General features: G+C 73.9%; 11 protein-coding genes. 6 read left to right on the plus strand and 5 right to left on the minus strand.

Annotated features, from left to right (window positions below; all coding sequences use genetic code 11):
- Nucleotides 1-25 precede the first annotated feature (25 nt).
- The 3 genes from GJ743_RS02720 to GJ743_RS02730 all read left to right on the plus strand — a co-directional run bounded on the left by GJ743_RS02720 (nt 26) and on the right by GJ743_RS02730 (nt 3,382).
- Nucleotides 26-1,579: a PucR family transcriptional regulator gene (locus tag GJ743_RS02720; protein WP_155050357.1), complete on the plus strand. Its 1,554-nt coding sequence runs from the start codon at nt 26-28 to the stop codon at nt 1,577-1,579.
- Between the two features lie 775 nt (nt 1,580-2,354).
- The gene (locus tag GJ743_RS02725) at nt 2,355-2,540 is read left to right on the plus strand and encodes a DUF1918 domain-containing protein (protein ID WP_155050358.1); all 186 of its coding nucleotides are present in this window, start codon (nt 2,355-2,357) and stop codon (nt 2,538-2,540) included.
- 74 nt (nt 2,541-2,614) lie between these two features.
- Entirely contained in the window at nt 2,615-3,382 is a 768-nt protein-coding gene (locus GJ743_RS02730; RefSeq protein WP_155050359.1) for an SGNH/GDSL hydrolase family protein, read from the plus strand.
- A 41-nt stretch (nt 3,383-3,423) separates the two neighbouring features.
- Here the strand turns inward: GJ743_RS02730 and GJ743_RS02735 are convergent, their stop codons facing one another.
- A complete protein-coding gene (locus GJ743_RS02735) occupies nt 3,424-3,918 on the minus strand; it encodes an FBP domain-containing protein (RefSeq protein WP_155050360.1) in 495 nt (164 codons plus the stop codon).
- Between the two features lie 183 nt (nt 3,919-4,101).
- Nucleotides 4,102-5,466 (minus strand): aminotransferase class V-fold PLP-dependent enzyme, encoded by a 1,365-nt coding sequence (locus GJ743_RS02740; protein WP_155050361.1) that lies wholly within the window; start codon nt 5,464-5,466, stop codon nt 4,102-4,104.
- Between the two features lie 332 nt (nt 5,467-5,798).
- Between GJ743_RS02740 and GJ743_RS02745 the strand changes: the two genes are divergently transcribed.
- Nucleotides 5,799-7,385, plus strand: a complete 1,587-nt coding sequence (locus tag GJ743_RS02745; protein WP_328288725.1) for a stealth family protein — start codon at nt 5,799-5,801, stop codon at nt 7,383-7,385.
- 21 nt (nt 7,386-7,406) lie between these two features.
- Here the strand turns inward: GJ743_RS02745 and GJ743_RS02750 are convergent, their stop codons facing one another.
- From GJ743_RS02750 to GJ743_RS02760, 3 genes are all read right to left on the minus strand, one after another.
- Nucleotides 7,407-8,375: a phosphodiesterase gene (locus tag GJ743_RS02750; RefSeq protein WP_328288723.1), complete on the minus strand. Its 969-nt coding sequence runs from the start codon at nt 8,373-8,375 to the stop codon at nt 7,407-7,409.
- 148 nt (nt 8,376-8,523) lie between these two features.
- On the minus strand, nt 8,524-9,096 hold the full coding sequence (locus GJ743_RS02755) for a hypothetical protein (RefSeq protein ID WP_155050362.1): 573 nt from the start codon (nt 9,094-9,096) through the stop codon (nt 8,524-8,526).
- A 207-nt stretch (nt 9,097-9,303) separates the two neighbouring features.
- Entirely contained in the window at nt 9,304-10,125 is an 822-nt protein-coding gene (locus tag GJ743_RS02760; protein ID WP_155050363.1) for a universal stress protein, read from the minus strand.
- A 107-nt stretch (nt 10,126-10,232) separates the two neighbouring features.
- Here GJ743_RS02760 and GJ743_RS02765 point away from each other — a divergent pair, with 107 nt between their 5' ends.
- Both GJ743_RS02765 and GJ743_RS02770 read left to right on the plus strand, forming a co-directional pair.
- Complete coding sequence (locus GJ743_RS02765; RefSeq protein ID WP_155050364.1) at nt 10,233-11,951, plus strand: GAF domain-containing sensor histidine kinase; 1,719 nt, start codon at nt 10,233-10,235, stop codon at nt 11,949-11,951.
- Nucleotides 11,948-12,589 carry a response regulator gene (locus GJ743_RS02770; protein ID WP_155050365.1) on the plus strand — a complete coding sequence of 214 codons (642 nt, stop codon included), beginning with the start codon at nt 11,948-11,950 and terminating at the stop codon, nt 12,587-12,589. The genes GJ743_RS02765 and GJ743_RS02770 overlap by 4 nt, the downstream gene beginning before the upstream one ends.
- Nucleotides 12,590-12,723 lie beyond the last annotated feature (134 nt).

Raw genomic sequence — 12,723 nt, forward strand, 5'->3', positions numbered from 1 at the left:
TCCGAACCGAGGCGAGGAGCACCCGATGAAGCCCACCGTGCGCACGCTGCTCGGCCGCGACGACCTCGCGCTCACGCTGCTCACCGACGAGGCCTCGCTCCCCGGCGCCGCGCTCGACGCCCCGGTGCCGTGGGTCCACAGCTCCGACCTGGAGGACCCGGCGCCGTTCATCGAGCCCGGCCAAGTGCTGCTCACGACCGGCACGCAGTTCGGCGCCGATTCCGGCACCGACGACCCGGCCGGCTTCGACGCGTACGTCGGCCGCCTGGCTGGCGCCGGGATCTCGGCGCTCGGCTTCGGCACCGAGGTGGTCCGCGCCGGCACGCCCGCGCTCCTCGTCGAGGCGTGCGCGACGCACGGCGTGCCGCTCTTCGAGGTCCCGTATCGCACGCCGTTCATCCGCGTGGCCCGCACGATCGCCGAGCTCAACGCGGCCGACGCGAATGCGCGCCAGGCCTGGGCGCTCCAGGCGCAGCGCGCGATCTCCCTCGCCGCGCTCCGCCCCGACGGCCTCGGCGCGACCCTCACCGAGCTGAGCAACCGGCTGGGCACCTGGGTCGGGCTGGTGGATGCCGCGGGCGCCCTCGACCGCGAGGCCCCCGTCGGCGGACTCGGCCAGCCCGCACTCGGCGAGGTCGTCGGCGAGGCGCGCTCGATGCTCCGCCGCGGCCAGCGCGCGAGCCGCACGCTCGAGGCCGGCGCCTCGGTCGGCACTCCGCAGCGGATGACCCTGCAGACGCTCGGCGCCGGCGGCGCGCTGCGCGGCGTGCTCGCCATCGGCGACTCCCCGGAGCTCGACCAGGCGGGTCGCGAGGTCGTGACCGCGGTCATCGCGCTCGCCGGCCTCGCGCTCGAGCAGAACCGGGACCTCGATCGGGCGCGCGGGCACCTGCGTTCGGGCCTGCTGCGCTCGATGCTCGCCGGCGACGTGGAGCTCGCGTCCGAGGTCTCCGCGGAGATGTGGGGCCCGCTGCCCGCCGACCCGGTGCGCGTCGCGGTCGCCGACCTGCCCCCCGAGCATCCCGACCGCCTCACGGAGTTCCTCGAGCTCCGCGTCGACGACCGCGACGGTCGCCTCTTCTTCGGTCGCGACGGCGAGTCGGTGGTCGTCGTCTGCGAAGACGCCGACCGCGACGTCGCCGACGAGCTCGCCGGCGAGTTCGACGTGCCCGTCGGCGTCTCCGACGCGGCATCCGTCACCGAGCTCGCCCGGCTGCACGAACAGGCGCTGCGCGCCGTCGAGCGCGCCCGCGAGACCTCTCCCGGCGTCGTCTGGTTCGACGACATCAGCCGCCAGGGCGTGCTCGCGTTCCTCGCGCGCACCGACGCGCGCGCGGTCGCCCGTGCGACGCTCGAGCCGCTCATCGAGTACGACCGCGAGCAGGGCACGACGCTTCTCGAGACCACGCGCACCTGGCTCGAGCACGGCGGCCAGTTCGACGCGACCGCGCAGGAGCTCGGCGTGCACCGGCACACCGTGCGCAGCCGGATCGCGCTCGCCGAGAAGCTCCTCGGCCGCGACCTCTCGGGCTTCCACGCGCGCGCCGACCTGTGGGCGGCGCTCCTCGCGACGGAGTGACGCCGGGGCTCGGCCCGGATCCCGTGGCGCCGCGTCTCCCCTGGGTCATGAGACGGTCATGCGGTCGCGGATGCGGCACCCGCGCGGACAGATTCGTCGGGCGAGTCATCCGCAACACCGACAGGATCAGGACTGGGGGCCGGCAGGTCCATCGACTCGGCAGCCCGCTGATCGACCGGCCATCAGACAGGGCCGGGTGGAATGTCGTCACTACTGGCGGGTGCTGGGGTGACATGCACCCGCCAATGCTGACGACAACTCCGCCGCGCGGCCCTCGCTCAGGGATCCTCCCTGGATCGTGACCGGTTCTGTTCGACTCGACCACGACGAGCGAGCCGAGGGGCGTGACGGTCGACGGATCCCGTCATCACTGGCTCTTGCGGCTTCTGACCCACATCGTCAGGGCGACGATCGCAGCCGCCAGGACGGCGGCGCCTCCGAAGGCGAGGGTGTTCCACACGGTGAAGGAGTCCACTCGCCGAGGTTCTCATGCGGGTGAGCACGAGCGCAACGCTTCGCCGCGAATGGCTCGCTGGGGATCGACCTCGCGGAGGTGGGAGAAAGGTGGCAGCGGCACATCAACGCACTCGCGCGATCGTCCGATCCGCCTGAACGGGCGCCGTGCTGGGTCGGGCTCATCTCGGCCGCAGACTCTCGATCGTCGCCTCCATATGCGCGACGGGCCGCGGTCGGGGAAGACCGGCGCTGCGGGCCGGAGGCCCTACCGGCCGCGCGGGCCTCGGCGTACCCTGACGGGAGGATGAGGAGGTTCGCGATGCAGGCGACGGTCGGTGACCGGCTGGTCATCCACGGCAAGCAGGTGGGCAGCGCCGAGAAGCACGGCGAGGTCCTCGAGGTGCGCGGGTCCGACGGTGGTCCGCCCTACCTCGTGCGCTTCGACGACGGGCACGAGGCGCTGCTCTATCCGGGAGCCGACTGCGAGCTCGAGCACGCGCACTGACCCCCAGCCGCCGGTGCGACGTCGGCGGCTGCGCGAGGTCCGGGCGACGGATGCCTCGCGATAGCGTGGAGGTCATGTTCCACTCGTACGCGGCGATCGGCGACAGCTTCACCGAGGGCGTCGGCGACGAACTGCCCGACGGCGTCTCCCGGGGCTGGGCCGACTTCGTCGCGCTCGGACTCGCGAAGGCCGCCGCGCCCGAGCCCGTGCGCTACGCCAACCTCGCGATCCGGGGCCGCAAACTCGGGCCGATCATCGACGAGCAGCTCGAGGCGGCCATCGCGCTCGGGCCCGAGGTCATCAGCTTCAACGGCGGCGGCAACGACATGCTGCGCCCGCGCATGCCCGAGGAGATGGTGGCGAACCGCTTCCGGCAGGCGATCCACCGCATCCGCGACAACGGCATCCACGTGCTCATGCTGAGCGGCGCGAACCCGACCGACCACCTTCCGCTCGGCCGCGTCTTCGACGCGCGCGGCGCGCGCCTCACGGTCGCGCTGCAGGACCTGGCGCAGCTCGACGGGGTGACGTTCGTCGACAACTTCAGCGACCGGTCGCTCCGTGACATCCGCTATTGGTCGGCCGACCAGCTGCACCTCAACTCGCTCGGGCACGCGAAGGTCGCCTCGAACGTGCTCACCGCGCTCGGCGTGCCCGTGCCCGAGGAGTGGGGCGTGGCCGAGGTCGCCGCCGCCCCGGCCGGGAAGAAGAGCCGCAACACCGCGACGTACTACCGCGAGTACGTGCTGCCGTGGATCGGCCGGCGCCTGACCGGCCGCTCGTCGGGCGACGGCCGCACGGCGAAGCGCCCGGCGCTGGAGCCCGTCGCGCTCGACGCCTGACGCCCACGCTCGCCCGCGCGCGGCAGCGCAGCGCAGCGCAGTCAGTCGGCGAGCACGCCCTGCACGAACGCACGCGTGCGTCGCGCGAGGCCGTCGATGCGCGCCCACGCGTGCGAGCCGCTGCGCACCTCGGCGGGAGCGAGCGGCGCGTGCAGCCGCACGTTCTCCTGGCACGACAGGTCGCTGCAGACGTAGGTGCCGACGGTGCTGCCGTTCCGGCCGGCCTCGCCCGCACGGCGGGCCGAGAACATGGTGACCTGGTTCGCGGGCTGCTGCGTGTGGCACAGGTTGCACATGCCGGCGCGGAAGCGCGATGCCGGCGGGTCGGCCGCCCGGAGCACGATCCCGACGGGCTCGTCGTCGATGAGCGTGACGAGGTAGCCACGTCGGCCGGCCTTGCGGTCACGCCAGGCGAGCGCGTCGACGTGCTCCCAGTCGACCAGCAGGTACTCCAGCGGCAGTTCGAGCTCCTCGAGTTCCCGATCGGTCGCGTTCACGAACGACGACCGGAGTTCGTCTTCGCTGAGCGGACGCATCCGACCCCCCTTCGACCCGAACCAGTGTAGGCGCGACGACGGATGCCGCGGACGCCGCGAGCGCGAATGAGAATCCGAGCCGTGCCGCACGTCCGGGCGCTGTGCGGTGGATTCTCATGCACCGGCAGAGCGCGGTCTGCTGGGCTCGCCGCCCGCTCAGGCGCGGGCGTCGTCGGCGCGGACTCAGGCGAAGCTCGGGCGCGGGCGGTCGTCGGTACGCGGACACCATCCCGCGGGCGTCCGGTCGTACGCGAAGGCGGGGCCGTCGGCCACGAGTCGCGCGAGCGCGTCGAGGAATCGGTCGACGTCGTCCGCCGACGACCCCGCGCCGAGGCTCACCCGCAAGCCGTTCGCCCGGGTCGCGAGCCGGTCGAAGAACGGGTGCGCGCAGAACCGACCGGCCCGCACCGAGATCCCGTGCTCCGCGGCGAGCGCGGCGGCGACGAGCCCCACCGATCCGCGCTCGAGCTCGAGGGTCGCGATCCCGAGCCGGTCGTCGAGGTCGGCGAAGCCGCGCAGCACGCGCACCCCGGGCACCGCGGCGAGGCCCTCGTGCAGGCGCGCGGCGAGCGCGTCCTCGTGCGCGCGTCGCGCGTCGTCGCCGAGCCGCTCGAGCTCGACGAGGGCGCGCGCGAGCGCGGCCACGCCGACCACGTTCGGCGTGCCCGCCTCGTGCCGCTCGGGCCCCGTCTTCCAGTCGGCGCGGTCGAGGGTGACCGCCTCGACCGCCCCGCCGCCGGCGAGGTGCGCGGGCGCCGCGTCGAGCCAGTCGGCACGGCCGACGAGCGCACCGGCGCCGAACGGCGCGTACGCCTTGTGCCCCGAGAAGGCGAGGAAGTCGATGCCGGATGCCTCGAGGTCGACCCGTCGGTGCGGCAGGAGCTGCGCGGCATCCACCGCCAGGCGCGCGCCGTGCGCGTGCGCGAGGTCGGCGAGGACGTCGAGCGGAAGCACCTCGCCCGTGAGGTTCGACGCCCCGGTCACCGACAGCAGCGCCGCGGGCCGGCGCGCGAGCTCCGTCGCGAGCGCGTCGAGCGTCGCCGCGAAGGTGGGGCGCGCGACCACGACGCGGCGCCCGCCGCGCTCCCACGGCAGCAGGTTGGCGTGGTGCTCGATGTCGAGCACCACGGTCTCGCCGGGCACGGCGCCGGCGAGGAGGTTCAGGGCGTCGGTGGTGTTGCGCGTGAACACGACGTGGTCGTCGAGCCGCGCGCCGACGTGGCGCGCGACGCTCACGCGCGCGTCCTCGAGCAGGGCCGTCGACGCCTGCGACGCGTAGCCCGTCCCGCGGTGCACGCTCGCGTAGTACGGCAGCACGGCGGCGACATGCGCCGCCACCGACGAGAGAGAAGGGGCGGATGCCGCGACGTCGAGGTTCACGTGCCGGACTCGGCCACCACCGAGCACCGGCACCTCGAGCCCGGCGTCGACGAGCTCGGCGAGCGGGCCGGGGCCGCCGGCCGCTCCAGACCCCGCACCGCGGGCGGAACCGGGCGCGCCCGACGCGGCGGGTGCGGCAGCGGGCACGGTGCTCGCGGTGCTGGTCATGACGCCTCCTGGCTGGCGGGTGCGTCGAGGCTACGGAAGCCCGCCACGGCGCCTCAACGGCGGCCCGTCACCGTGCGTCACGACGCGACACGCGGCGCAACACGGGCGCGGTGTCGAGCGCCGCGGAGGGTGTGCTCGCGCGGTCGTACGATTGACCCAGCCGGCGCGCTCGCGCCATCCGCCCACCCCGAACCGGAGCACCCCACGACGTGACGACGAACGAGCCCGACCAGCCCCGCGACGACCGCACCCCGATCGAGGGCGACGCCTTCCACCGGCGCGTGCCCGACGGTCGAGGGCTGCAGCTCAGCGGGGTCCCCGAGCTCGTCCTCGTGGAACCCGACGCCGAGCATGCGCGGTTCGACCGCGACGACCTCGTCGTGCGCCGCGGGCAGTTCGCGCTCCGGAACGGGCACGCGACGCCGCACGAGTCGATGGTCGAGGACCTGCTGGCCGTGGCATCCGCCCTCGACGACGACCGCATCGACTACCTGCTCGTGCGCCGCGACGGCGGACGCCCGGTGGTCGCGGTCGACCGGGCCGAGCGCAAGCGGGTCGTCCGGGCGCTCGCGACGGCGTTCGCGAACGAGCCGTTCTACTCGGCCACGCTCGTGCCCGAGACGGCGGCCGACGCCCCCGACGTGCTCGTCGCCGACGGCGAGCTGTCGACGAAGCGCAAGCCGCTCGCCGTGCGCCTCTACCGCCCCCGGATCGAGCCGGTCGGCCGCCTGCGCTACGGCGCGGAGTCCGCGGTCCAGCTCGAGTTCTGGCGCTTCGGCGACGACGTCATCGAGGCGCCGATCGAGAACGCGCTCATGCGCCGCACCCTCCCGCGCGGCGAGGCCGTTGAGGAGACGGTCCACCTGCACGGCCGCGACTGGCGCACGCTCGAGCACATGTGGCAGCCCCTCGCGAGCGACGTCGACTTCGAGATCGACATGGTGTTCTCGTGGGTCGACGGTTCCGACGTCGAGTTCCTCCGCGAGCGAGCGCGCCGCATGCAGACCTACGTGGTCGGCGAGGGCGACGACTCCGAGGCCCGCTACCGGCAGATCGACGAGCTGAAGTACGCGCTGCGCTCGGTGTACCTGTTCGCGCCGTGGGTGCGCCGCATCTTCATCTGCACCGACTCGCGCCCGCCCGCGTGGCTCGCGAAGCACCCGAAGGTCACGGTCGTGCGGGCGGAGGACATGTTCGCCGACACCACGGTGCTGCCGACGTACAACTCGCACGCGGTCGAGAGCCAGTTGCACCGCATCCCGGGCATCGCCGAGCACTTCCTCTACTCGAACGACGACATGTTCTTCGGGCGGCCGGTCTCGCCCGACCTGTTCTTCTCACCGGGCGGCGTGACGAAGTTCGTCGAGGCGGGCACGCGCATCGGCCTCGGCGAGTCCGACCCGAGCCGGTCGGGCTTCGAGAACGCGGCGCGCGTGAACCGCGCCCTGCTGCACGAGCGGTTCGGCAAGGTCACCACACGCCACCTCGAGCACTGCGCCGCACCGCTCCGCCGGAGCGTGATGGCCGAGCTCGAGGCGACCTTCCCCGACGAGTTCCGCCGCACCGCGGCGAGCCGCTTCCGCTCGGCGACCGACATCTCGGTCACGAACTCGCTGTACCACTACTTCGCACTGCTCACGGGCCGCGCGGTCGTCCAGACCGACGCGAAGGTCAAGTACATCGAGACCACGCTGCAGCGCGCCCTGCCGGCGATGAAGCGCCTGCTGAAGCGCCGCGACATGGACATGTTCTGCCTGAACGACGGCAGCTTCCCCGAGATCTCGGTCGAGGAGCGCACCGAGGCCGTCATCGACTTCCTCGAGCGGTACTTCCCGTTCGCGGCGCCGTGGGAGAAGCCCGAGACGGATGCCGCGTCGCGGGCGAGCGCGACGGACGACCGGCCGAGCCTCACGGCCTGACGAGCAGCGCCGCGGCGCCGCCTACGGCCGGGACGCGACCGTGGTCGGCGGCGCGAGCAGGGAGGCCGGCTCGACGACAGACGCGGTCTGCGACGACGCCCGCGCCGCGGCATCCGGGATCACGATGCCGTCGGCCGCGAGGCGGCGGGCCGACTCGTCGGCGTCGATGAAGTCGAGCGGCGCGTGGTCGCCGAGCGGCACGACCGAGTGCAGCACGGTCGACGGGTACACGTGCACGAGGTTGAAGGCGCGCGCGCCGTCCCATCCGCGGGTTCCGCCCGTGGGCACCGTGAGGTCCTGGGTATAGCAGCTCGCCGAGGCGACCGACACCGGGACGCCCGCGAACGTCGCGGCCGACGAGTAGTGCAGGTGACCGGCGATGATCGAGCGGATGTCGCTGCCCGCGACGACCTCGGCGAGCGCGGCCTGGTCGCGCAGCTCGACCGAGACGGCGAGGTCGAGCACGCTCGGCACGGGCGGGTGGTGCATCGCGAGGATCGTGCCGTGCGGTGCGGGGATCGCGAGCTCCTCGGCGAGCCAGTCGAGCTGCTCGCCCGTAACCTCGCCGTGGTGGTGGCCGGGAACGGTCGAGTCGAGCGTGATCACGCGGAGGCCGTTCACGTCGTCGACGCGGTCGACCGGGCGCTGCCCGCCGATGCCGTCGCCGAGCAGTCCGCGACGGAACGCGTCGCGCTCGTCGTGGTTGCCCATGACCCAGATGACGCGCGTGCCGAGCCGGGCGGCGACCGGGTCGACGATGCGCCTGATGAGCTCGTACGCCTCGGGCTCGCCGCGATCGGCGAGGTCGCCCGTGAAGACGATCGCGTCGGGGTGCCCGCCGGACGCCTCGAACTGCTCGAAGAGCTCCTGCAGGTGCCGGTCGGCCGCGACGCGGTCGTAGAGCCGGCCGCCCCCGGCGAGCAGGTGCGTGTCGCTGACGTGCAGGAGGAAGTGCGACGGCCGAGGGTGCTCGGCCTGCCGGGTGCTCACGTGGGCTCCGATCGTTGCGAGGTGCGTCCGGGTGGACACGACGCTAGCGCAGCACACGCGTCCGAACGATCGGTGAAGACGGAGTGTGTCGGAGCTGAACTCGGACGCAGCGCCGCCGCCGGCCGCGCCCGGGCGAGGGCGCGGTCGATCAGTCCTTCGTCTTGTCGGGGCGGTTCGTCGCGCCCGGTGGGTCTGGGCGGCCGTTGCCGGTGGGCTCCTCGGTGGGCTCGACGGGGTCGGTCGTCGGCTCGGGATCGGTGGTCGGGGCGTCCCCGGTCGTGGTGCCGTCGGCCGGCGCGGTCGGCCCGGGCGTCGGCGTGCTCGTCGGCGGCGCGGTCGTCGCGGCCGGGGACCCGGTCACCGGGCTCGGCATCACGAACTCGGACCCGGGCCGCGGGCGCGTGCCGTCCACCACCGATTCGCCGCCCTCGGCGAGCGGGGGCTGCGCGATCATCGCGGCCGTCGCGGCGAACGCCCCGCTCGAGACGACGAGCGCGCCGACGATGAGCACGAGCATCCGGTGCGCGGCCACCCACGGCAGCACCGGTCCGGCACGGAAGCGTGCGATCCACCGCGCGACGACCGTGAGCGCGACGGCCGCGGCGGTACCTGCTGCGGCGACGGCCCGGCTCAGCGGACCGGTCGCGGCGGCGGCAGGGGCCGCGTGACGCCCTCGCCGGCCCTCGCCCGCGCCCGCCCCCGGGTCTTCCATGCCGTCCATCGCCTCGTCCGTCGTTCCGTCGCAGTGCAGCAGCATACCTGCGGAACGGCGGAACTGCCTCCCGAACGGGGGGTCTTGACCTGAGCGGGCGGATGCGGCATCCGCTCGTCGCGATGACCGTCGCGCATGAGAATCCGGTGAACACCGCCGCGCGTGCGCCTGTCGGCCGGATTCTCATGCACGAACCGCCGGGCTCGGGACGAGCGATCAGGCGACCGCCCAGCCGACGAGGACCGCCTCGACGGCGACCTGCGGCACGACGACGACCGGACCGGCGAGGTTCATGAGCAGGTCGGAGTTCGTGCGCCCGAGCGGAAGGAACCCGCGGCTGGCGGCCCGTCGTCCGGTCACCGTCAGCACCGCCCGGCGCGACACCGCGATGAGCGCGTCGGCCGCGTCGCCGCCCGTGCTCCGGACGTCGACCTGGACGTCGGGGGCGAGCTCGTCGACGATCGACTCGGCCCGCTCGAGCGCCCGCTCGTGCACGTCGTCACCGTCCGCCGCGCGGAGGAGCACCAGCGGCTCGTCGAGGCGGCTCGCCTCCTCGATGGCGAACCGGACCGCCTCGTCGCTGTCGGATCCCTCGGAGACGCCCACCGCGACGCCCGAGCGACCGCGCCACGAGGTCACCGGCACGACCGCGCTCGGCGACGCGGCGACCGCGGCGAGCTGCAGGCTCCGCGACCCCATCGCGCGCCCGTGGAAGTACCCGACCTTGTGCGTGCCGACCACGACGAGGTCGGCGTCGCGCGAGGCCTCCGCGAGCGTCAGGATCGGGCTGCCGACCGCGACGATGCCCCGGACGTCGACCTCGGGCGCTGAGCGCCGAGCGACGTCGACCTCGCGTTCCGCGCGCTCCTCGGCGGTCGCGCGGAGTTCGACGAGCGCCGACTCCCCGAGGCTGCCCCATCCGTCGTCGACGACCGTGACCAGCACGAGCGCGTCGCCGGTGCGCTGCGCTCGGCGCGCAGACCACTCGACGGCGGCGCGGCTCGCGACGCTTCCGTCGGCTCCGACCACGATCGTCATGCGTCCAGCATCCGCGTCGACGACCCCCCGTCCGGGGCCTTTGGTCCCTCGCCCGGTCGCGACACGCCGAGTGGTAGATTCGCACCATCCGCCCGGATGGAGGTGGCATGCAGCACCCCGCGCCGCTGTCGTTCCCAGAGGGTCCGCGTGCCGAGTTGGACCGCGCCCTGAGCGAGCTCGTGGAGCGCGCCGGCGAGGTCATGCGTACTCAGGGCCGGTTGCGCGCGCTGCTCAACGCGACGCGCTCCGTGATCGGCGAGATCGAGCTCGACGAGGTGCTGCGGAGCATCGTCGCCTCGGCCGTCGAACTCGTCGACGCCGAGTACGGCGCGCTCGGCGTGCTCGCACCGCAGGGCGGGCTCGAGGAGTTCGTGCACGTCGGGATGCCGGATGACGCGGTCCGGCGGATCGGGCACCTCCCCGAGGGGCGCGGCCTGCTCGGAGCGCTGATCGACCACCCCGACCCGATCCGGCTCGAGACGATCGCCGGCGACCCGCGATCCGTCGGCTTCCCCGAGGGCCATCCCCCGATGGGCTCGTTCCTCGGCGTGCCCGTGCGAGTGCGCGACGAGGTCTTCGGCAACCTCTACCTGACGAACCGGCGCGGCGGCACCTTCAGCGACGAGGACGTCGAGCTCATCTCCGCGCTCGCGACCGCGGCGGGGCTCGCGATCGACAACGCGCGGCGCTACGCGGAGGCGCGCACGCGCGAGGCGTGGGCCGCGGCATCCGCCCAGGTGGTCTCGGCACTGCTGACCTCCTCGGTCGAGGGCTCGGCGGCGCTCCTCGCCGACGAGCTCGTCGACCGCGGCGCCGCCGACCGCGTCGCCATCCTCGTCGGCGACGACCAGACGTCGGTGCGCGTGCTCGAGGTGCGCGGCCGGGACTCCGACGCCTGCCTCGCCGGGACCGTGATCGACGAGGAGCGGACGCTCGCCGCGGTCGTGCTCGAGGGCGGCGAGACACGCGCGACGCCCGGTGGGCGCGTCGACCCGCCCGACGCGCTCGCCCTCCACCACGACGGTTCCTGCGGGCCGGTGCTCTTCACCGCGCTCCGATCTGGCGGGGTCCCCCGCGCGGTGATCGCCGCCGCGCGCCAGCCCGGAGCCCCGCACTTCACGGCCGCCGAGATGCGCATCGCCGAGGACCTCGCCGACCGGGTCTCACTCGCCCGGGAACTCGCGGCGGCACGTGAGGCGCAGCAGCGCGGCCTCCTGCTCGAGGATCGGGCGCGCATCGCGCGCGACCTGCACGACCACGTGGTGCAGCAGCTCTACGGCGCGGGCCTGGATCTCGAGGCCGCGGCGGCGGACTCCCCCGGCGCGGTGGCCGAGCGCCTCGGGTCGGCCGTGGAGGCGATCGACGAGGCGATCGCGCAGGTCCGCACGATCGTGTTCGCGCTCACCCCGCAGGACGGCGGAGCGCCGACGCTGCGGCACCGGGTGCTCGACCTCGCCGGCTCCGCGTCGCGGCACCTGCCGCAGCCCGTGGCCGTCTCGTTCGCCGGGCCCGTCGACCTGCTCTCCGAGGGATTGCTCGCCGACGAGCTCACGGCCTCGGTCCGCGAGCTGCTCTCGAACGCCGTGAAGCACTCGGCCGCGGCATCCGTCACGCTGACCATCATCGCGGCCGACGGTCGCGTCACGGCCGAGGTCGCCGACGACGGGCGCGGGATCGGCGACGCCGTGCGGCGGAGCGGGCTCGAGAACCTGCGGGTCCGCGCCGAGCGGCTCGGCGGCGCCTTCGACCTCGACAGCAGCACCGCCGGCACCCGAGCCCGGTGGACCGCCCCCATCACCCCCGCGGAAGGAGACCCGCACACATGACCCGAGTGTTCCTCGTCGACGACCACGAGATCGTCCGGCGCGGCGTCGCCCAGCTCCTCGATCGCGAGCACGACCTCGAGGTCGTCGGCGAGGCCGGCACGGTCGCGCAGGCGCTCGCCCGGATCGAGGCCACCAGCCCGGATGTCGCCGTCCTCGACATGCGCCTCCCCGACGGCGACGGCATCGACCTCTGCCGCGAGCTGCGGTCGCGGCATCCCGAGCTCGCGTGCCTGATCCTCACCGCCTACGACGACGACCAAGCCGCGATGTCGGCCGTGCTCGCCGGGGCCGCCGGGTACGTGCTGAAGAACGTGCGCGGCACGACCATCGTCGAGGACGTGCGGAAGGTGGCATCCGGCCGCTCGCTCATCGACCGCTCGATCGCCGCGCGAGTGTCGCAGCAGGCCAAGGCCGACGAGCACGACGACCCGCGCTTCAGTGCGCTGAACCTCCGCGAGCGGCAGGTCCTCGCGCTCATCGCCGACGGCCTCACGAACCGGCAGATCGGCGAGCAACTGGGCCTCGCGGAGAAGACCGTGAAGAACTACGTCTCGGGGCTGCTCTCGAAGCTCGGCTTCGAGCGTCGCACGCAGGCCGCGATCTACCAGATGGAGCGGCGCGCGCACGGCGAGCCCTGACGCGTCGAGCGACGGGCGCGCGGGACGGGCCCGGGGCGTGCGCCCCGGGCCCGTCCGCGTGGTGCGGTGACTCCTTAGAAGTCGAAGTCGCCGATGTTGTCGGCGTCGAAGACGTAGGGGTCGCCGAGCAGCAC

The sequence above is a fragment of the Agromyces bracchium genome, assembly GCF_009709675.1.
Taxonomy (GTDB): domain Bacteria; phylum Actinomycetota; class Actinomycetes; order Actinomycetales; family Microbacteriaceae; genus Agromyces; species Agromyces bracchium.